General features: G+C 68.9%; 14 protein-coding genes and 2 pseudogenes. 6 read left to right on the forward strand and 10 right to left on the reverse strand.

Going from position 1 to position 18,019, the window contains the following annotated elements:
- Positions 1-136: 136 nt before the first annotated feature.
- The 4 genes and pseudogenes from MKK60_RS13505 to MKK60_RS13520 form a co-directional block, all read right to left on the reverse strand.
- Positions 137-520, reverse strand: a pseudogene (locus MKK60_RS13505) (CDP-alcohol phosphatidyltransferase family protein); the annotation flags it as partial.
- 12 nt (positions 521-532) lie between these two features.
- A complete protein-coding gene (locus tag MKK60_RS13510) occupies positions 533-1,243 on the reverse strand; it encodes a phosphatidylserine decarboxylase (protein WP_243933100.1) in 711 nt (236 codons plus the stop codon).
- Between the two features lie 940 nt (positions 1,244-2,183).
- Entirely contained in the window at positions 2,184-3,158 is a 975-nt protein-coding gene (locus MKK60_RS13515; RefSeq protein WP_243986499.1) for an ImmA/IrrE family metallo-endopeptidase, read from the reverse strand.
- Positions 3,159-3,348: 190 nt separating this feature from the next.
- The gene (locus MKK60_RS13520; protein WP_243986501.1) at positions 3,349-3,960 is read right to left on the reverse strand and encodes a hypothetical protein; all 612 of its coding nucleotides are present in this window, start codon (positions 3,958-3,960) and stop codon (positions 3,349-3,351) included.
- Positions 3,961-4,224: 264 nt separating this feature from the next.
- Here MKK60_RS13520 and MKK60_RS13525 point away from each other — a divergent pair, with 264 nt between their 5' ends.
- Entirely contained in the window at positions 4,225-4,629 is a 405-nt protein-coding gene (locus MKK60_RS13525; RefSeq protein WP_243986503.1) for a hypothetical protein, read from the forward strand.
- A 45-nt stretch (positions 4,630-4,674) separates the two neighbouring features.
- Here MKK60_RS13525 and MKK60_RS13530 read toward each other — a convergent pair whose 3' ends face one another.
- Entirely contained in the window at positions 4,675-6,585 is a 1,911-nt protein-coding gene (locus MKK60_RS13530; protein WP_243986505.1) for an ABCB family ABC transporter ATP-binding protein/permease, read from the reverse strand.
- 100 nt (positions 6,586-6,685) lie between these two features.
- The gene (locus MKK60_RS13535) at positions 6,686-7,999 is read right to left on the reverse strand and encodes a LysM peptidoglycan-binding domain-containing protein (protein ID WP_243986507.1); all 1,314 of its coding nucleotides are present in this window, start codon (positions 7,997-7,999) and stop codon (positions 6,686-6,688) included.
- A 266-nt stretch (positions 8,000-8,265) separates the two neighbouring features.
- On the opposite strand from MKK60_RS13535, the gene MKK60_RS13540 reads away from it, so the two are divergent.
- Together MKK60_RS13540 and MKK60_RS13545 are read left to right on the forward strand one after the other, a co-directional pair.
- On the forward strand, positions 8,266-8,868 hold the full coding sequence (locus MKK60_RS13540; RefSeq protein WP_147844644.1) for a TIGR00730 family Rossman fold protein: 603 nt from the start codon (positions 8,266-8,268) through the stop codon (positions 8,866-8,868).
- A 531-nt stretch (positions 8,869-9,399) separates the two neighbouring features.
- On the forward strand, positions 9,400-9,834 hold the full coding sequence (locus tag MKK60_RS13545) for a hypothetical protein (protein WP_243986509.1): 435 nt from the start codon (positions 9,400-9,402) through the stop codon (positions 9,832-9,834).
- Between the two features lie 126 nt (positions 9,835-9,960).
- On the opposite strand, the gene MKK60_RS13550 is transcribed toward MKK60_RS13545, so the two are convergent.
- From MKK60_RS13550 to cysS, 3 genes are all read right to left on the reverse strand, one after another.
- Complete coding sequence (locus MKK60_RS13550) at positions 9,961-11,091, reverse strand: diguanylate cyclase (protein ID WP_147844191.1); 1,131 nt, start codon at positions 11,089-11,091, stop codon at positions 9,961-9,963.
- Positions 11,092-11,414: 323 nt separating this feature from the next.
- Complete coding sequence (locus MKK60_RS13555; protein WP_243986517.1) at positions 11,415-13,343, reverse strand: autotransporter domain-containing protein; 1,929 nt, start codon at positions 13,341-13,343, stop codon at positions 11,415-11,417.
- Positions 13,344-13,691: 348 nt separating this feature from the next.
- Positions 13,692-15,068 (reverse strand): cysteine--tRNA ligase, encoded by a 1,377-nt coding sequence (gene cysS / locus MKK60_RS13560; protein ID WP_243986519.1) that lies wholly within the window; start codon positions 15,066-15,068, stop codon positions 13,692-13,694.
- Positions 15,069-15,485: 417 nt separating this feature from the next.
- On the opposite strand from cysS, the gene MKK60_RS13565 reads away from it, so the two are divergent.
- On the forward strand, positions 15,486-15,836 hold the full coding sequence (locus MKK60_RS13565; protein ID WP_243986521.1) for a hypothetical protein: 351 nt from the start codon (positions 15,486-15,488) through the stop codon (positions 15,834-15,836).
- Between the two features lie 56 nt (positions 15,837-15,892).
- On the opposite strand, the gene MKK60_RS13570 is transcribed toward MKK60_RS13565, so the two are convergent.
- Complete coding sequence (locus MKK60_RS13570) at positions 15,893-16,420, reverse strand: CreA family protein (RefSeq protein WP_147844549.1); 528 nt, start codon at positions 16,418-16,420, stop codon at positions 15,893-15,895.
- Positions 16,421-16,605: 185 nt separating this feature from the next.
- Between MKK60_RS13570 and MKK60_RS13575 the strand changes: the two genes are divergently transcribed.
- Together MKK60_RS13575 and MKK60_RS13580 are read left to right on the forward strand one after the other, a co-directional pair.
- Positions 16,606-17,667 carry a DUF2865 domain-containing protein gene (locus tag MKK60_RS13575; protein ID WP_409567395.1) on the forward strand — a complete coding sequence of 354 codons (1,062 nt, stop codon included), beginning with the start codon at positions 16,606-16,608 and terminating at the stop codon, positions 17,665-17,667.
- A 102-nt stretch (positions 17,668-17,769) separates the two neighbouring features.
- Positions 17,770-18,019: pseudogene (locus tag MKK60_RS13580) on the forward strand (cell envelope biogenesis protein OmpA); the annotation flags it as partial.

Raw genomic sequence — 18,019 nt, forward strand, 5'->3', positions numbered from 1 at the left:
CACTATAACACTAGTCACTATATAGTTTCAAGGTACGCGAGACCACCACGTTCTACACCAGGACGTACACCCTTTCCCTCACCGACGGTCTTCCGATCTACCTGAAATCGCTCGGCTGGATCGGGGCGCTGATCTTCGCCATCGCGATGGCGAAGATCAGCGCCACGATCCAGCCGAGCCGTTTCAGGTTGTGGAGCGCGGAGCCGTAGAGGATCAGCGGCGGCGCGCAGCCGAAGTTGACGCAGTCGGCCAGCGAATCGAGCTCGGCCCCGAAGCGCGAGGTGCCCTTCAGGAGCCGCGCCACGCGCCCGTCGATGCCGTCGAGCACGGCGGCCGCGATGATCGCGATCACCGCCGGCTCGAACTTGCCCTCGAAGGCCAGGCGGATCGCGGTCAGCCCGAGGCAGAGCGCCATCAGGGTGATCATGTTGGGCGCGATCATCCGGAACGGCACCGGCTTGAACCGGCGCGGCCGCGGCTCGTTCGCGTCCGGCTCGAAGGGCGGGAAGAGATCGTCCATCGCCCCCTCCCCTCAGATCCGGCGGAACGAACGCTCGGGCCCGCCGCCGAGGTCGGCGAGCACGGTCTCGCCGGCGACCGCCTTCTGGCCGAGGCCGACCAGCACGCGGGTGCCGACGGGCAGGTACACGTCGACCCGCGAGCCGAAGCGGATCAGCCCGAAGCGCTCGCCGACCGAGAGCTGGTCGCCGGCCGAGACGAAGCCGACGATGCGGCGCGCCACCAGGCCGGCGATCTGCACCACGCCGACCCGCACGGGCTGGCCGCCGTGCACGGTCTCCATCACCATCCCGTTGCGCTCGTTGTCCTCGCTCGCCTTGTCGAGCTCGGCGTTGAGGAACAGCCCCGGCGTGTAGTGGATCTGCCCGATCTTGCCCGTCACCGGCACGCGGTTCACGTGGCAGTCGAACACGTTCATGAACACCGAGACCCGGGTCATCGGCACCTGGGGCAGGTCGAGCTCGGGCGGCGGCAGCACGGTCGAGATCAGGTTCACCCGCCCGTCCGCCGGCGAGACCACGAGGCCCTCGGCCACCGGCGTCACCCGCTCGGGGTCGCGGAAGAAGTAGCAGACCCACAGGGTCAGGATCAGGAACACCCAGCCGAAGAACTGCGAGAAGGTGCCGGCCAGCACGGTGAGCACGATCCCGATCACGATGAAGGGGTAGCCCTCCTTGTGGATCGGGACGAGCGTCCGGCGGATCGTCAGGAGAAGGTCGTTCATGCGGTCTTTCGGAAGGGGCGCGCGAAGGGCGCGGGGCCAACGGGATTTTGACCCGCGCGATGGCAGCCCAGGGCGCGAAGGTCAACCGCCGGCGCCGTCGCGCGGGGGTCTGGCCGCCCCATCGGACCGACACCCGCCCCGTCATTCCGGGGCGCCGAAGGCGAGCCCGGAACCCAGAGCCGCCGACGCGAGCAAGGTCCGGCACCCTCGGCGCGTCTGGATTCCGGGCTCCGCTGCGCGGCCCCGGAATGACGGTCGTTGGCATCCGATCGTCCAGGCACGCCAAGACCACCCCGCGCGGAAAGCCTCCGCCGGCGGCATGGCCCCGACATCACGGACAGGAGACGCGGGACGCCGCGGAACCCTGTGATGATGCGCACTGAGCCGGTTCCCCGGCGCCCCGCGGTGCCGGGCCCCGAGAACGCGGGCACCCGGCGCCGATTTGTCGTCGCGGCTTTACGTACCGCACGGCCCCGCCGCCGCGGCCCGCGCGACGCGGGCCCCGGTCACGTATCCGGCCACGTAGGGCCGGGTCGCCCCGGCGACAGCCGGAACGGGCGATCCCCGCACCCTCCCTAACGTCGGGATGGGCTCAGGTCTCTTCTGAGAGCGCTCCGCTTGCGGGCGACAGCCCGCCGCTCGGTGCGCCCCGCGCCGCGCATTATGGACGCCGTATCGCGGCGGGTTGATCGACCCACCTCGCAGGACCGCCACGCTGCCGACCGCCCCGTCGATCACCGGGCCGGCTCCTGACGGCGGCCCCGGGACGAAACGCAGCCCCGGCGCCGTGCAGCGCGTGATGGGGTTATAGGCATGTCTTAGGAATTTTGTCGAGTGACGCAAATTGAGTCGGCGAATTGCACTTCTCTTAGTTTGACGCGCAGATCATGCCCCGAAGCGCCTCTTACAGGTTTGGGTACTACAATGCACCATAGCGATATTATCTAAAATTATTGATTTTGGTTCTAAGTATCGGAAGCGGTAATACATTTTCTGGAAGTGGATCCAATGAATAACCGGTGAGACGCGTAAAGAGATTTGGAGCGATACCGATTTCAGCAATTAGTTGGTGCAACCTTGCATCTCCATTTTTTGAAATCCAAGCGATTGCCGAAAATAATAACTCTGAACTCTCCAGAGGAATGGCTTCGTCGTACCGTTCGAATTTCGCTTGCCCCGTTTTTACTAATTGAATATTAGCTGTCCGGTATTGCGCGGCATCGACAAGGCCAAGGTCAAAAGCGCGTCGCGTGATGGCACGCACTGAAACCTTCCAACGTAGTTTCATTGCAAATAAAGCGTTCCAATCAAACTTACGCCGCGTTCGCGGAAATTCTCGCGCGAACGCAACCCGGGGGATTAAAAATGCACCCGCAAATCGAAAAGCTTCGCCTTCGGTAACACTATCGCCTGTCACTACACCCTGATGCATAACTAAATGAGCGGCTTCATGAGCAAGATCGAACCGTAGTCTTGTCCCAGCTTCTTTTGCAGTAGATCTTACAACTATAGGCCTGCGGCGGGCCATCGACAATGCATCTATGCGATCAGTGAGATCATCAAAGTGGACTACTACAGCCCCAGCATTTTCTAAGACTCGCGTCATATTAGTAATCGGCCCCTCCAACCCTAACCCCCAATACTCACGGGTTCGCTCCGCAATCTGTTCGATCGCTTCAACGGACGTAGGGCGCGCCGAATCGGGAAAATCGACGGGCGGCAGGCGCACATGATTTTCAAGCTCATCGACCAAGGCTTCCATTGCAGTTCCGCGCGCAACCGCTTGTGCCACTAATCCTCGTGGCGCACTTGCAAGACGGCGGAAATGACAATCTTCTTCGCGAACTGGATTTTTTGCAGGTGTATAAAAGAAATTTGGCGTGACCGATAACACAGCTGCCAAGGCCATGCGCATGTCCTCACTCGGCTCCTTGGCACCAGTTTCAAGCTGATGAATGAATTGCCTACTTGTAGCGACTAACCCACCCAGCTCATCGAGAGAAAACCCAGAAAGCAATCGTGCTAGCCCCAGCTTATCTCCATAAAACGCACATGCACCATTAGACGAATCCCGCCCCGGTCTATTATTACTCGAAACCACGCCTTTAATCCTTGCGCGGACTAGCGGATGAATCGATAACGCGCTCGTCGAGATCTTCTCCAAGATCGCCGACACGAGGCGGGGGCAATTCGCGCCCTTCAGGCCGCTCCTCTCCAAGCATGACAATCAGAGGCTCAGCTTCCGCAAGCGGTATTAACCAAATAGTTTCCGGATGACCATTTCGCAAAGCGACAAAACTAGCATCCAGCAGAGCGCCATCCATATCTGTGGTTACATTAATGCGAAATAATATCCCATCGACCAAAACTTCAGGCTCTAGATCGAGTCGCAACTGCTCAAGCGGCGTAGCAGCTACAATTTTTACCGTTGGCTCTTTCGGATCACCTCGCCAAAATCGCATTGGTATCTTACTAATACTAAATTGAAAATGCTTGCTTGGATCGATGACAGCAAGCCATTCAAAACCCGAAGTCTCCGAGGCTTGAATAATCTGAAAACAACCAAAGTTATAAGCGCAAACCCCAAGGGTCCATTTGTCGTCACCGATAGCTGGATCAAAGCGATCAACTGCGCTTCCACGCCCCAATGCCAACAATTGTGCCACTTTGACGAGACGATCTTTCGTCAATTCCGGATGATATTCCCACGGCAACATCTTTGAGTTCCCACTGGCCCGTCCGGGCCTTTATAGCACTTTGTCAACCTGCTCCGAAATTGTCAACCTGTGCTGGTGTCCGGCACATAAGGTCAAACTCGACTCGCAGCCGCTTCACCTTGGTCCTCGGCCCGGCACACTGCCGCCTGCCACGCACCTGCTTCGCGCTGGCAGTTCCAAAGCGCCGCATAGACGCCTGCATGCACCAAGAGCGCGGGCTGCGTGCTACATTCGGCACCGATTCGATGCCCGGAGCCCGCACGAATGCGCATGCATCCCCTCGGCTTGCTGTGCCTCGCCGTCGTCGCTCTGTCCGCCGGGCCGGCCCACGCGAAGCGGTTGAGGCCCGACGACCTGCTGGTTCACGGCCAAGGCTGCTGGACGCGGGCATTCGCGCCGAACGCGTCCTTGGAATGGTGCTTTCGGCAGGGCGGCATCGTGGACGGCGGCGCCACCAAGGATGGCGAGGGATTCGAGGAGAAGGGGGTGTACCGGAGCTTTTCCGAGCATGTCGTCATCCTCGGCTTTCCGGGCAACGGATGGCCCACCGAGAACTACGTCGAGGATTGCCGCTACCGCTTCGAGGACGATTTCCAAATTCTCGTGCTCGACGGCTGCAGCAGTGCCGGGCGATGGCGCCGGACCGCCTGGCAGCCCCTCACGCCCTGAGACGTCGGGGCGCGGCGGTCGCGGCCGGCTCCGCCCGCCGTGGTCTCACTCGACCAGCTGAGGCTCCCCGCGCGGCGCCACCCGCACCCGCTCCGCCTCTTCTTCAGCCCGCCGCAACGCCGCCCGCGCCGCGTCCGCCTCCCGCTGCCGGTTCCAGAGCGCCGCGTAGACCCCGTCCTGGTCCAGCAGCGCGCCGTGGGTGCCGCGCTCGACGATGACGCCCTTGTCGAGCACCAGGATCTCGTCGGCGTTGACCACCGTCGAGAGGCGGTGGGCGATGACCAGGGTGGTGCGGCCCTTCGCGATGCGGTCGAGCGCGTCCTGGATCTGCGATTCGGTGAAGCTGTCCAGCGCCGAGGTCGCCTCGTCGAGGACGAGGATCGGCGGGCTCTTCAGGATGGTGCGGGCGATGGCGACGCGCTGCTTCTCGCCGCCCGAGAGCTTCAGGCCGCGCTCGCCCACCGGGGTGTCGTAGCCCTCCGGCAGGCCCTCGATGAAGCGGTCGATCTGGGCGAGGCGGGCCGCCTCGCGCATCTCGGCCTCGCTCGCCTCCCAGCGGCCGTAGCGGATGTTGTAGCCGATCGTGTCGTTGAACAGCACCGTGTCCTGCGGCACCATGCCGATGACGGCGCGTAGCGAATCCTGGCGCACCGCGGCGATGTCCTGCCCGTCGATGGCGATGCGGCCGCTCTGCAGCTCGTAGAACCGGAACAGCAGGCGGGAGAGCGTCGACTTGCCGGCGCCCGAGGGGCCGACGATCGCCACCGTCTTGCCCGAGGGCACCGTGAACGAGACCCCGCGCAGGATCGGCCGGTCCGGGTTGTAGGCGAAGTGCACGTTCTCGAAGCGCACCTCGGCCGGGCCGGCGACCAGCGCCGGGGCGTTCGGGCGGTCCGCGATCTCCGGGTTGCGGTGGAGGATGCGGAACATGTCGTCGATGTCGATCAGCGCCTGTTTGATCTCGCGGTAGATCATGCCCATGAAGTTCAGCGGCATCGAAAGCTGCACCAGCATGGTGTTGGCCAGCACGAAGCCGCCGATGGTGGTGCGCCCGGCGAGGATGTCGCGGGCGGCGAGCCACATCACCGCGGTCATGCCCAGCGTGAAGATCAGTGCCTGGCCGGCGTTGAGGACGGCCAGCGACACGTAGGTCTGCGTCGAGGCCTTCTCGTACCGCGCCATCGCGCCGTCGAAGCGCTGGGTCTCGCGGGCCTCGGCGCCGAAATACTTCACCGTCTCGTAGTTCAGCAGCGAGTCGACCGACTTGGTGTTGGCGTCGGTGTCGGACTCGTTCATGCGGCGGCGGATCGCGATCCGCCACTCGGTCGCCTTGTAGGTGAAGCCGAGATAGGCCGCGACCATCACGAAGACGACCAGGGAGTAGGTCCAGTCGAACTCCCAGGCCAGCACGCCGAGCACCAGCACGAACTCGACGATGATCGGCACCAGCGTCAGCACCATCAGGCGCGACAGCTCCTCGATGCCCGAGCGCCCGCGCTCGAGCACCCGCGTCAGCCCGCCGGTCTTGCGCTCGAGGTGGAAGCGCAGGGAGAGCTGGTGCATGTGCTGGAAGGTCTTCAGCGCCAGGCGGCGCACCGCGTGCATCGCCACCTTGGCGAACAGCCCGTCGCGCGCCTGCGTCAGCCCGGCCATCAGGATGCGCGAGGCGCCGTAGATCGCGATCAAGAGCATCGGCGCGGCGAAGATCCCGGTCGGCACCTGCTCCTTGCCGTGCTCCTGGCCGCCGACCGCCGCGACCAGCGCGTCGGTGATCCACTTGAAGGTGAACGGCGTCACCATCGTCACCAGCTTGGCCACCAGCAGCAGCCCGAACGCCAGGAAGACCCGCCGCTGCAGGTCCGGCCGGCCGTAAGGCCAGAGATACGGCCACAGCCGGCGATAGGTGGCGACGAGGCCCGGGCGCGCGTCGGGCGCCGGCGGGGGAGTGGAGGTCATACGCGATCGTCCGGAAGAGGAGGCTCGCCCCGGCATATAAGCCGGCGCCGCCCGCGGCACACCCGCAGCCGCCGCGGGGCGGGGCGGCGTGGGGGAATCCTCAGCCGTTCCTGCCCGCCTTCGCGTCCTTGCCGTCGCCCGGCAGCACGAAGATCTGGCCGGGGTAGATCAGGTCCGGGTTGCGGATCTGCTCCTGGTTGGCATCGTAGATCACGGTGTAGCGGTCGCCCGCGCCGTAGGTGCGCCGGCTGATCTGCCACAGGCTGTCGCCGCGGATGATCTTGGCCGTGCTCACCGCCGGGACGAACACCCCCGCCCGCGGCGGCTCGATCGCGGCCGGGGTGGGCGAGACGGCCTCGGCCCGCGCCGCCGGGGCGGCGGGCCGCTCGGCCGGCTTGTCCACCGCCGCGCCGGGCCAGGGCGGCGCGAGGTTCGTCGCGACGCGGGCGGGTTCCGGCACCAAGAACGGCACCTCGGCCCGGCTGCGCACCTTGCCCGAGACCGAATCGACCTGGTCGACCCGCACCGTGTAGGCGCCCGGCTTGACCCCGCGGCCGATGGTGAAGGTGACTTTGCCGTCGGCGCCGACGCTCGCCGGGGCGATCAGCGTGTCGTTGAGGTAGAGCCGCACCGTCGCACCCGGCGCGGCCTGGCTGGTGACGAACAGCCGGCCGCCATCCTGCGCGTCCACGCTGACGATCTTGACGGGCGCGGGGGCGTCCTTGGCGGCCTTCCCGGAAGACGGCTTGGCCGCCGCGTCCTTCGCCGCAGGGGCCTTCGCCGCGCCCTTGACGGGGGTATCCCTGCCGGCGACCGCCTGGCCCGGCGCCGGGTCCGGCGCCCGCTGCGCCGTCCGGACCTCCGGCTGCGACAGCACCACCGTGGGCTTGTCGGGCGCGGTCAGCGCCACCAGCGGCTTCTCGGTGCGCGTGGGCGAGACCGCCACGGCGACGCTCTCCGTCGAGCGGGTCTCGCGGCCCTCGGCATTGGTGGAACGCAGCACGATCTCGCTGTTGCCCGCGGGCAGCGCCGGCGGCACGATCGCGAACTGCCCGTTCGGGTCGGCGAGCGCCTTGGCCACCGCCTTGCCGTCGACCAGGAGCTCGACGACGGTGTTCGGCGCCCCGCGGCCGGCCACCACCGACTCGCCGTTCGGCTCGACGCGGACGATGTCGAACTTGAGCGCGTCCGGCGCCGCCGGCGCCTCGGCGCGTGCCGCCGGCGGGGGCACCATGCCCGGCACGGGCGCCGGGCCCGGCGTCAGGGCGCCGACCGCGCCGGGCGCGGGCTCGGGCGCCGGAGCATGGGCGTGCCGCCACCGGTCGAGCCCGCCGAACACGGCCGCCACCAGGCCGAGCCCGATCAGCAGGCCCAGGACCGCGAGAAACACGCCGCGCCGCAACTCCGCCGTCATGGCGATCCATCCCTCGTCGACACCACGCCCGCCCGGCCGCGACCCCCATCCCCGCCGGTGGAGACTTTCGAAAACGCCCGCGCGAAAAACCGTCGACTGTTCCGCCCATATTACCGTACATGTCCGGGAGACCAAGCCGCAACGCGCGCGCAGCGAACGAATTCCCCGCGCGATCAGCCGTTTGGCACCGATTTCGCCCCTGTTTACGACCTGTCAGCGGCCCGAACGGGACGCACGATACGACGAGCATCGATGAAGGAGGCCGGATGGCGCCGGTGAAGACGGTCTGTGTCTATTGCGGCTCCGGCTTCGGCGGGGACCCGGCGTTCCGCCAGGCGGCCGAGGCGCTCGGCGCCGCGCTCGCCGCGGCCGGGCTCGACCTCGTCTACGGCGGCGGCGACGTCGGCCTGATGGGCACCGTCGCCCGCGCGGTGCTGGCCGGCGGCGGCCACGTCACCGGCATCATCCCGGACTTCCTGAAGTCGCGCGAGCACATGCTCGACGCGATCCAGGAAACGGTCGTGGTCGGCGACATGCACACCCGCAAGCGCATGATGTTCGAGCGCTCCGACGCCTTCGTCGCCCTGCCCGGCGGCATCGGCACCCTGGAGGAGTTGGTCGAGCAGCTGACCTGGGCCCAGCTCGGCCGGCACCGCAAGCCGATCCTCCTGGTCGAGGTGGCCGGCTTCTGGAAGCCGCTGCTGACCCTGTTCGACCACATGCGCGCCCACGGCTTCATCCGCGACGGGCTCGACCTGAACTACGTCGTCGCCGAGGGCGCCGACGCCGTGGTGCCGATGCTGCAAGCAGAGAACCGCCGCCTGGGCGAGGACCCGGCCGCCGAGCGCTTCGTCACCGAGCGGCTCTGAGCGGCGGGGTCCGGCGCGTTCGCCCTCGGATCCTCGCGCCGCCGGGCCGCCGCTCGCGACGGCGAGGGGCGGCCCATGCGAAACGGTTTCGCCTCCGCCTCCCCTTGCACGGGCGAGAGACCGCGACGCGTGTCCGACGATCCGCTCGTGGCCGTTCAGTAAATTTTGCCGTAAATTTTGAATACAGAATAGCATCACCCGCGGCCGGCGCCGCTCGTTGAACCTATTCGACGCCGTGCTAGACTGACGGGCGAGTCGATCGGGCACGAACCGCAGCGCGAACGGCCGCGAACCGATCAAAAGTCTGTGTTCGCGCCGTTCGGCGGCGCCTCCGACAATAATCGGAAACGTGTTCGTCCCATCACGGCCCAGTTTTTGCAGACCTTAGGTCGGCATCGACGCGGAGCGCGCCATGGATATCCGGGAGATCGATCGGCACCGACGCCGATGCATGGACGACGGGACGGCGGCTCGTCTTGGCGACGGGGCGATCGTCGCTTCGGCCGCGTGCGCCCGCCTCGGAGATGCACGATGACCGCCGCCGGACAGCCCGCCCTCCTCGCCCCGCCGGCCGACGCGTCCGCGCGGCGCCCGGCTTCGGAGCGGTTCGGCCTCGCCTACCGGATCGGCCTGCCGATCGCGCTGTGGGTGCTGTTCGCCAACGGCGCCACCCATTATCGCGACCGCCACATCGTGCCGGCGGCGGGCCTGCGCGAGGCGGTCGAGGCCGAGGTCGCGAGCCGGCTGTGCCCGGGGCTGCGCCTCGACGAGGCGAGCTTCCGGATCCAAGCGCAGGCGCACGGGATCAACCATTCGGACCTCTACCAGAAGCGCTCCGCCTGGCTGCGCAAGGACGCCGACGCCCTGGAACGCGAGCTGCGCGCCGACCCGGACACCGGCTGCCGGCACATGCTCGACCTCTACGGCGGCGACGGCACCGCGCCGCACCTGCTCACGCACGGCTGACCCGGCGTCGCGCGCGGCGACGGGATCGCGCGCCGGCCAGCGCCCCGACGAGCCCCGCCCGACCGTGCCGCCGGCGCGAGCCGACCGCAGCGCAGCGCACCCCCGTGCTCGACGAACCCGCCGGGTTCAGGCCGCTTGGACCTGCGGCGCGTCCTCGGCACCGTGCAGGATGCAGCGTCCCTTGCCCGCGGTCTTGGCGGCGTAGAGGGTCTGGTCGGCGCGCCGCATCAGATCGGCGAGACCGAGCGGGGGTCCCGACGCGGCGGGCCGCTGCCGGGCGACGCCGACGCTGACGCCGATCCCCGCGAACGCGCCTCCGCCGACCTGATAGGGCGCGGTGATCGCCGTGATGATTCGGCCGCCGAGCCGGCGCGCCGCCGCGTCGTCGAGCCCGTCGGCGAGCACGAGGAACTCGTCGCCGCCAAGGCGGCAGGCGGTCGCGTCCGGCCCGATCGCCAGCGCGAGGCGCCGTCCGACCTCGCGCAGCACCGCGTCGCCGGCCGCGTGCCCGAGGCGGTCGTTGACCTGCTTGAACCCGTCGAGGTCGAGGTAGAGCAGCGTCCGGTCCCCGGCCCCGGCCGGGCGCGCGTCGAACGCCTCCTCCAGGCCGCGGCGGTTGAGCAGCTCGGTCAGCGGATCGGTGATCGACCGGCGGTGGCTTTCGCGTTCGCCGAGGATCGCCTGGACGGCCGCCGCCCGGTGATGGCGCAGGATGCTGCGGTTCATCAGGACGAAGGCGACCGTCTGGATCGCGATCAGCGGCAGGAATTGCGGATGCGTCGTCGCGAAGGTGGTCTTGTAGCTGAGGTCGATGAACAGCACCTGCGCCATCGCGTAGCGCGGGGCCGCGAAGTTCCGGCCGACGATCCCGCCGATTGCCGCGAGCCCGGAGGCGAGCACGACCATCGACATCGCCATGTCGCCCGAGGGGACGACGCAGGCGATGGTCGCGCCCTGCAGGCCGGCCCAGAGCAGGCCCGTCGCGAAGACCGGGCCGGACGGCGCGTGCACCCGCCGCAGCAGCACGAGGCGCAGCATCAGCAGGAGCAGGTCGAGGAACGCGATGGCGGCGAAGAGCCACCGGTCCAACCAAAGGTAGGCGACCCCCGCCACGGCGATGGAGTTGACGGCGCCGACCACGAGGGGCGTCGTCGAGGTGAAGAAGCCGGCGCGCATGCGCGCCTGCACCGCCTCCGGCAGGTCGGGCCCGATCTCGGCGAGCCACCGCAGGACGCGGCCGTGAGGCGCAGGGTACATCGTCAAGGTCGGTCCCGGGTGCCGCGAAGATCGGGCACTGCAACCGTAAGACGTTCCAATGAAGACTCCGTCTTGGAAGTGGATCGCTTTTGTATCGATCCTGCCGTGCCACAAGATCAGGCGCCCGCCGATAGGCTCGCAACCTTCGATACGGCCGAACAACTGACGATTTCGGGCGCGGTCGGGCGCCACACGCGCTGGGTGTGGCGCCCGGGAAGCGACGGGCGTCTGGGCGTCGGTCGCCGCGGTTTCGGGTCGCCCTTCCGCCGCGTGCGCCGTGCGATCTCCCCGATCGAGCGCCGGCGCGGAGGGCGCCTCGTGGTTCAGAAGCGGTACCGCAGCCCGACGCTGCCAGTGTAATCGTCGCCGCCCGCGCGGGCGACGCTGGTCGAGCCGGTGACCACCCCGCTGAGCCCGTTGCCGAAATCGAGGTCGAGGCCGCCGGCGATCCGTCCGTAGACGTCGTCGCCGCGGCGCCCGGTCTCGGTGCGGATCAGCAGGCTCGGCGCATAGGTCTGGAACGAGGTCACCGTGCGCACGCCGTCGAGGACATCGTGCTGGGCGGTGAGGTTGAGGAAGGGCGAGACGATGCCGCCGAGAAGCGGCGCCACGGTGCGGATCTGGAGGCCGCCGCCGACGGTCAACCCGTCGAGATCCTGGCGCCGGACGCCGATCGTGAGCAGCGGGTCGCCGGTCTCGCGATAGGCGCTCACGCCGGCCCGCGCATAGGTGACCTCGCCGACCGGGCCGGCCTTGAAGGTCTCGAAATCGAACAGGTAGCCGGTGCGCGCGGCGACCGTCACCGTGTCGCCGCCCGGCGCGGCCGCGAGCCGGTCGTTGAGCACGCCCGGCCGGTCGAGGGCGAAGCCGTTGCCGCCGTACGTCACGGCCACGTCCGCGAACACCTCCGGGGTGGCGTACGAGGCGAAGACGGCGCCCTGGAAGCTGTCGAGGTCGATCCGGCCGTTGCTCGCGCCGCGGAGGTCGACCCGGGCGTTGAGGTAGTTGAACGCCGCGCCGAGCACGAGGTTGGGCGTCGCCTGGTACAGGAGCCCCGCGGTGACGCCGCCGAAATCGGCATCGTAGGTGTTGCCCAGGCTGCCCGCACCGGCCCGGTTCTGCGCCGTGCGGTCGAGCCCGGCATAGGTGCCGAGCGCGAACACGGAGACCGGGCTGCCCGGCTGGACCGGGATCAGGCCGGGGGCCGGGCGCCGGCCCGGCAGGTCGGCGGCGAAGGCGGCGGGCACCGACAGGGCCATGTTCCGGCGGCGCTCGGCCCCGAGGAAGTCGATCAGCGTCGACGAGAAGGCGAGGCCGGCGGCCTGCCCGAGCTCGCCCTGCGGCCCGATCGTCAGCGGCGCGTTGAGCTGGTTCGCCACGAAGGCGGCGAGGTAGCCGTTGGCGCGCGCGGTGAGATGGACGCTGTCGACCGAGATGTACTGGTTCTCGACGGCTGGGTTGGTGTACCCGATCACGGCGCAGGCCGGGTTGAATGCGCAACTGCCGGTCGCCGCCTGCGGGATGAATCCGTAGGCCGTCGGGTCCGCGCGCAGCCGGTTCAGCAGCCCGTCCGCATCGAAGTAGTGCACGTTGATGCCGCGATCGGAATACGCCTGGAGGTATCCGGGGAGCTGCGCGTTGAAGGACCGCGCCAGGTCGGCGTTGGCGGCGCGAAAAGTCTGCTGGCTGAAGACCAGCAGCTCGCGCGCCCCGAGGCCGACAAGGCGGTCCAGGTTCGCGACGTTGTTGTTCAGGACCGTCGTCACGCCGGCGGCGCGGGCCGCGTTGGTGCCGGCCGGGATGTTGGTGATGTCGTTGTAGCCGATCCATAGCGTGACGAGGTCGCGCGATCCGAACCGGCCGCCGCGGGCGGCGAACTGGTCGATCTGGTCCGGCACGCCCCAGGGAAAGAAGGGCGAGAGCAGCGTTTTCGGCTCGAGGTGGAAGGCCTGCGACCCGCCGATCGCGTAGTCGTTGCCGGGCGCGTAGGGCGCGCCGATGCGGGCCGGGATCTGCTCGAAGTAGCCGGGCGCGTTCGACCAGCGCCCGCCCTCGTAGAGCTTCGTACCGCGCATCGCGTCGAGGGTGCCGGTGGGGCTGTAGCCGGTCTCCCGCAGGATGCGGCCGTTGTCGGTCAAGCTGTCGCCGAAGGCGTAGACGCCGGAGTAATACCCGGACTGCGCGTGGCCCAGGCCGGGCGACGACAGCACCATTCCCGACGCGAGCAGCGCCGTCCGCAGGACGCGAGTCATTTCATTCCCCCCATTCGGATGACGGCACGGATTTCCTGCGAACCGCATCCGGAGAAAGAATGTCACGCCCATTTCCCGGTCAAAACCCCTTCCCGGGCATCGAACGGTCAGCACATCAACAGTGTTGCGTCAAAACAACAAATACAACGCAGATTTTCTACTTCTAATGATCATATAGCAACCTTCGATCACTATACCGCGCGGTATTCCGGGATCGATCGACGGAACGCCGGTCACGTGAAGGCTCGCGAATGCGCGCAGGACGAACCGCGCGACATCGGGGGGCACGGGATCGGCGATGCGCGTCGCCCGGAACCGGCCCTGCGACCCATCCAGGCGCACCGGCGCCTAGATCACGCTCCAGGTGGTGCCGTCCTTGCCGTCCTTGACCGCCACACCCATCGCGGCGAGGGCGTCGCGGGCGCGGTCCGAGGCGGCCCAGTCCTTAGCGGCGCGGGCGGCGGCGCGATCGGCGATCAGCGCCTCGATCGCCGCCACGTCGAGGCCCGCGGCCGCGACTGTGGCCGCGTCCCGCTCGGAGCGGGTCTGCCCGAGGAACCCGAGCAGGTTCGCCCCGGCGCGGAGGCGCGCCGGATCGTCGAGGCGGTGGATCTCGGCGAGCGCCGCGGCGGTGTTGAGGTCGTCGAGCAGCGGCTCCAGCACCGCCTCCGGCGCCTCGGCGGCGGGCCTTGCGTCGCCGACGGCGCCGTACCAGCGGTCGAGCATCCGCCGCGCCTCCTCAAGGCCGCGCAGAGTCCAGTCGATCGGCTGGCGGTAGTGCGACTTGAGCATGGCGAGGCGCACCACCTCGCCCGGCCAGTCGTTCAGCACCGCGCGCAACGTGACGAAGTTGCCGGCCGACTTCGACATCTTCTCCCCCTCCACCTGGAGGAAGCCGTTGTGCAGCCAGGTGTTGGCCATCACCGGCGTGCCGAAGCAGCAGCGCGACTGCGCCACCTCGTTCTCGTGGTGGGGGAAGATCAGGTCGATGCCGCCGGCATGGATGTCGAAGGTCTGCCCGAGATGCCGCGCCGACATCGCCGAGCACTCGATGTGCCAGCCCGGGCGCCCGGGCGCGGCGATGCCCGACGGCGACGGCCACGACGGCTCGCCGGGCTTCGAGGGCTTCCACAGCACGAAATCGAGGGGCGAGCGCTTGTAGGGCGCGACCTCGACCCGCGCCCCGGCCTCCATCTCGTCGAGCGGGCGCTTCGAGAGCGCGCCGTAATCGGGCATCGCGGGCACGTCGAACAGCACGTGGCCGGCGGCGACGTAGGCGTGGCCGGACGCGACCAGCGCCTCGATCATCGCGACCATCTCGGCGATGTGGTCGGTGGCGCGCGGCTCGATCATCCGCGGGCGCTCGCCGGGCACGTTCACGTCCTCGGGCATCAGCACGCCGAGGTCGCGCAGGTCCGCGTGGAAGGCGGCGAGCGTCCCGTCGGTGAGCGCGCGGATGGTGATGCCGCGCTCGGCGGCGCGGGCGTTGATCTTGTCGTCCACGTCGGTGACGTTGCGGGCGTAGGTGACGTGGGCCGCGCCGTAGACCCGGCGCAGCAGCCGGAACAGCAGGTCGAAGACGATGATCGGGCGCGCGTTGCCGATATGGGCCGCGTCGTAGACCGTCGGGCCGCAGGCATACATCCGGACATGGCTCGGATCGATCGGCGCGAAGGCCTCCTTGGCGCCGGTCAGCGTGTTGTAGAGCCGCAACATCGGCGCCATGAAACGTCCCTCGTCCTTCGCGGCCGCGATCCCGGCGGCGCTGCCCTCGCCGGGCGCCGGACCCGCGAAAACTCTCGTTTGGCGTCAGTGCCCTGGGCGCCGCGCGTCGCCCCCGCGGACGGGGCTCCGCGCGACCCGGCCCGCCGCAATGCCGCCGGCTTCGCGCCGAGCCGTGTTGCGGATCGGCGACGGTCCGGAGGCCCGGATCGGGCTACCCGAAATCCGTCAAGAATTCGAGACCGGCGCGGCGGCGCGCCGGCTCGGGCGGCGCGATCGGGTCCGGGCACGGAAATCCGATCGGCGCCGGAAAGCCTTTGTTTACCCCGCCGTCGGATTTTGACCGTCGAATTCCCGCCCGCGATTTCAACCCGCACGCCAGACCCTGAACCGGGGCATCCCCTGAACAAGGACGTATCCATGCGACGCTCGGCTGCCGGATTCGGTGCACTCGCTGCCGCTGCCCTCCTCGTCACGATCGCCCACGGCGCGATGGCCGCCGGCGACGGCGAGACCCCGGTCGGCAAGGGCGCGCCCCATGTCGAGAAGACCTTCCTGATCCCGTCGAGCGACGGCTACGGCGTCGGCGAGTGCCTGACCAGCCCCGGCAGCGAGTGCGGCCAGGTCGTCGCCAACGCCTGGTGCGAGGCGCAGGGCTACGCCACCGCCAACGCCTACGGGATCGCGGCCGCCGAGGAATACACCGGCGCCGTCGACCTCCCCGTCACCAAGCCGGCCGACCGCCCGATCCGCATCACCTGCCAGGATTGAGGGGGGTCCCCGCAGCGTGCCCCCTCCCCCGCAGAGGGGGGAGGGACGCGTCCGCGTCACCCCTTCAGGAACGCGCCGCATTTCGGCGGCGGCTCGGTGCCCCAGGGCATCAGCGGCACGCTCGAGGTCGAGTTCTTGGGCGAACCCTGGATCACCTTGTCGGAATAGACCATGTAGATCAGCGTGTTGCGCTTGGCGTCGCAGCCGCGCACGATCTGCATCGACTTGAAGATCAGCGAGCGGCGCTCGCTGAACACCACCTCGCCCTGGCCGAACTTGCCGGTGAACTGCACCGGCCCGACCTGGCGGCAGGCGAGCGAGATGTCGGAGACGTCCTCGGCCAGCCCGAGCGTGCCCTTGATGCCGCCCTTCTCCGGCTGGGTGTACCAGCACGCGACGCCGCTCACGAGCGGGTCGTCGACGCCGTAGACCACGAGCTTGTCGTTGGGCGTGAGCGGGCGCCAGACCGTCGACTTGTCGAAGATCCGGTCGGGTTCCTGCGCCGCGGCGGCGCCGGTGAGGCCCGCCAGCGCGGACAGGAACAGCACGGCCCGCGCGCCGCGTGTGAGACCCCGAAGCAACATCGTCCGCCATTCCCCCGCTTGTGTCACCGCGGGCATGTAGGAGGGGTGTCGCCGATGCGCGAGGGCGTTTAAAAAAGTTAAGCCCGCCGGTGCTTCGCTCGCCGGCGCCACTCTCCACGACGCGGCGGACCGCACAGCTCCCCTTCCGCCCTGCGCCGAGCCCCCGATCGTTCGCCATGCCGTCGATGCGCCACACCTTTCGCCCGCTCCGCCGCCCGCTCGCGATCCTCGCGCTGTGGCTCGGCGCGGTCGCGGCCGGGCAGGCCCAGGCGCCGTCCCCCGAGCCGAGCCAGTCCCCGCTTCCGACCCAGGCAAGCGTTCCGAGCCAGAGCCACCTGCCGAGCGCGGCCTGCCTGCGCTACCGGTCCGAGCTGGCGAGCCTGGGCAACGGCGCCAGCATGGTGCGCGCGCTTCAGAGCGAGATCGGCCGGCTCGAGGCCTATCACCGCTCCCTGAGCTGCGAGGGCGGCACCTTCCTGTTCTTCGACACGCGGCCCCCGCAATGCGGCGCGGTCGAGCAGCGCATCCGCGCGCTCAACGCCACCTACGGCGGCGCGGCGATCGACGACAGCGGCGCCCGCCGCCGCCAGCTTCAGGGCCTGATCGCCGCGTCCTGCGCCGATACGGCGCGCGTCGACCCCGCCACCGGCGAAGCCTATGCCCGCGGCGGCGCGCAGGTGATCTGCGTGCGCACCTGCGACGGCGCCTACTTCCCGATGCGCAACCTGCCCGAGGGCCGCAACGGCGCCGACGAGATGTGCCAGGCGCTCTGCCCCGGCACCGAGGCCGTGGCCTACTCGATGCCCTACGGCGACGAGGCGCTGAAGTCGGCCGCGACGGTGAAGGGCGGCAAGGCCTACGTCTCGCTCGCCAACGCGTTCAAGTTCCGCAAGACCTTCGTGCCGAACTGCTCGTGCAAGCCCGCCGACAGGACCTGGGCGCAGTCGCTCGTGAAGGCCGAGAGCATGCTGGTGCGGCACAAGGGCGACATCTTCGTCACGCCGATGCAGGCGGAGGCGCTGTCGCGCCCGGCCCCGAAGGTCCGCCTCACCCTGGTCGGCCGCGCCGACAAGACCGCCGCGGTGCTGGCAGCCGACGCCGCCGAGCGCTCGGGCCTGCCCGTCGAGATGGCGCCGAAGCCCGCGCCGGACCTCTCGACCGAGCCGTCGACGACCGGCACCGCCGAGCGCACGGTACGCATCATCGCCCTCGATCGGCTCGTGCCGGCGAAGGCGCCCGCCCCCTGAGCGGCGGCGCCCGGACGCGGGAAACCGGAACCGGAATTTCGGAACCATCCGGCGCCTGAGGGGTTCGGTTCGGCCTTTTACACGATCCTCGAGGCCGACCGAATGCGGACACTCCGCCTGCTCCTCCTGACCGGCACGATGCTGCCCGGGCTCGTCCTCGCCGCACCGGCCTTCGCCCGGCAGGACGGCGCCTCCGGCACGATCCTCCTGGCGCAGGGCGGCCCCGACGAGCGCGGGCCGCGCGGCGGCGAAGGTCCCGGCGGGCGGGGTGGCGAGGGACCCGGCGGGCGCGGCGGAGAAGGCCGCGGCGGCGGGCGCGAAGGCCCGGCCGGCGGTCCGCCCGGCGGACGCG

Source organism: Methylobacterium sp. J-092 (assembly GCF_022829325.1).
In the GTDB taxonomy this organism is placed as follows: domain Bacteria; phylum Pseudomonadota; class Alphaproteobacteria; order Rhizobiales; family Beijerinckiaceae; genus Methylobacterium.

What these genes read in the sequence shown, in the direction of transcription:
- MKK60_RS13510 (WP_243933100.1), bottom strand. Translation starts at nt 1,243, where the DNA reads ATGAACGACCTTCTCCTGACGATCCGCCGGACGCTCGTCCCGATCCAC.
- MKK60_RS13515 (WP_243986499.1), bottom strand. Translation starts at nt 3,158, where the DNA reads ATGCGCATGGCCTTGGCAGCTGTGTTATCGGTCACGCCAAATTTCTTT.
- MKK60_RS13520 (WP_243986501.1), bottom strand. Translation starts at nt 3,960, where the DNA reads ATGTTGCCGTGGGAATATCATCCGGAATTGACGAAAGATCGTCTCGTC.
- MKK60_RS13525 (WP_243986503.1), top strand. Translation starts at nt 4,225, where the DNA reads ATGCGCATGCATCCCCTCGGCTTGCTGTGCCTCGCCGTCGTCGCTCTG.
- MKK60_RS13530 (WP_243986505.1), bottom strand. Translation starts at nt 6,585, where the DNA reads ATGACCTCCACTCCCCCGCCGGCGCCCGACGCGCGCCCGGGCCTCGTC.
- MKK60_RS13535 (WP_243986507.1), bottom strand. Translation starts at nt 7,999, where the DNA reads ATGACGGCGGAGTTGCGGCGCGGCGTGTTTCTCGCGGTCCTGGGCCTG.
- MKK60_RS13540 (WP_147844644.1), top strand. Translation starts at nt 8,266, where the DNA reads ATGGCGCCGGTGAAGACGGTCTGTGTCTATTGCGGCTCCGGCTTCGGC.
- MKK60_RS13545 (WP_243986509.1), top strand. Translation starts at nt 9,400, where the DNA reads ATGACCGCCGCCGGACAGCCCGCCCTCCTCGCCCCGCCGGCCGACGCG.
- MKK60_RS13550 (WP_147844191.1), bottom strand. Translation starts at nt 11,091, where the DNA reads ATGTACCCTGCGCCTCACGGCCGCGTCCTGCGGTGGCTCGCCGAGATC.
- MKK60_RS13555 (WP_243986517.1), bottom strand. Translation starts at nt 13,343, where the DNA reads ATGACTCGCGTCCTGCGGACGGCGCTGCTCGCGTCGGGAATGGTGCTG.
- cysS (WP_243986519.1), bottom strand. Translation starts at nt 15,068, where the DNA reads ATGGCGCCGATGTTGCGGCTCTACAACACGCTGACCGGCGCCAAGGAG.
- MKK60_RS13565 (WP_243986521.1), top strand. Translation starts at nt 15,486, where the DNA reads ATGCGACGCTCGGCTGCCGGATTCGGTGCACTCGCTGCCGCTGCCCTC.
- MKK60_RS13570 (WP_147844549.1), bottom strand. Translation starts at nt 16,420, where the DNA reads ATGTTGCTTCGGGGTCTCACACGCGGCGCGCGGGCCGTGCTGTTCCTG.
- MKK60_RS13575 (WP_409567395.1), top strand. Translation starts at nt 16,606, where the DNA reads ATGCGCCACACCTTTCGCCCGCTCCGCCGCCCGCTCGCGATCCTCGCG.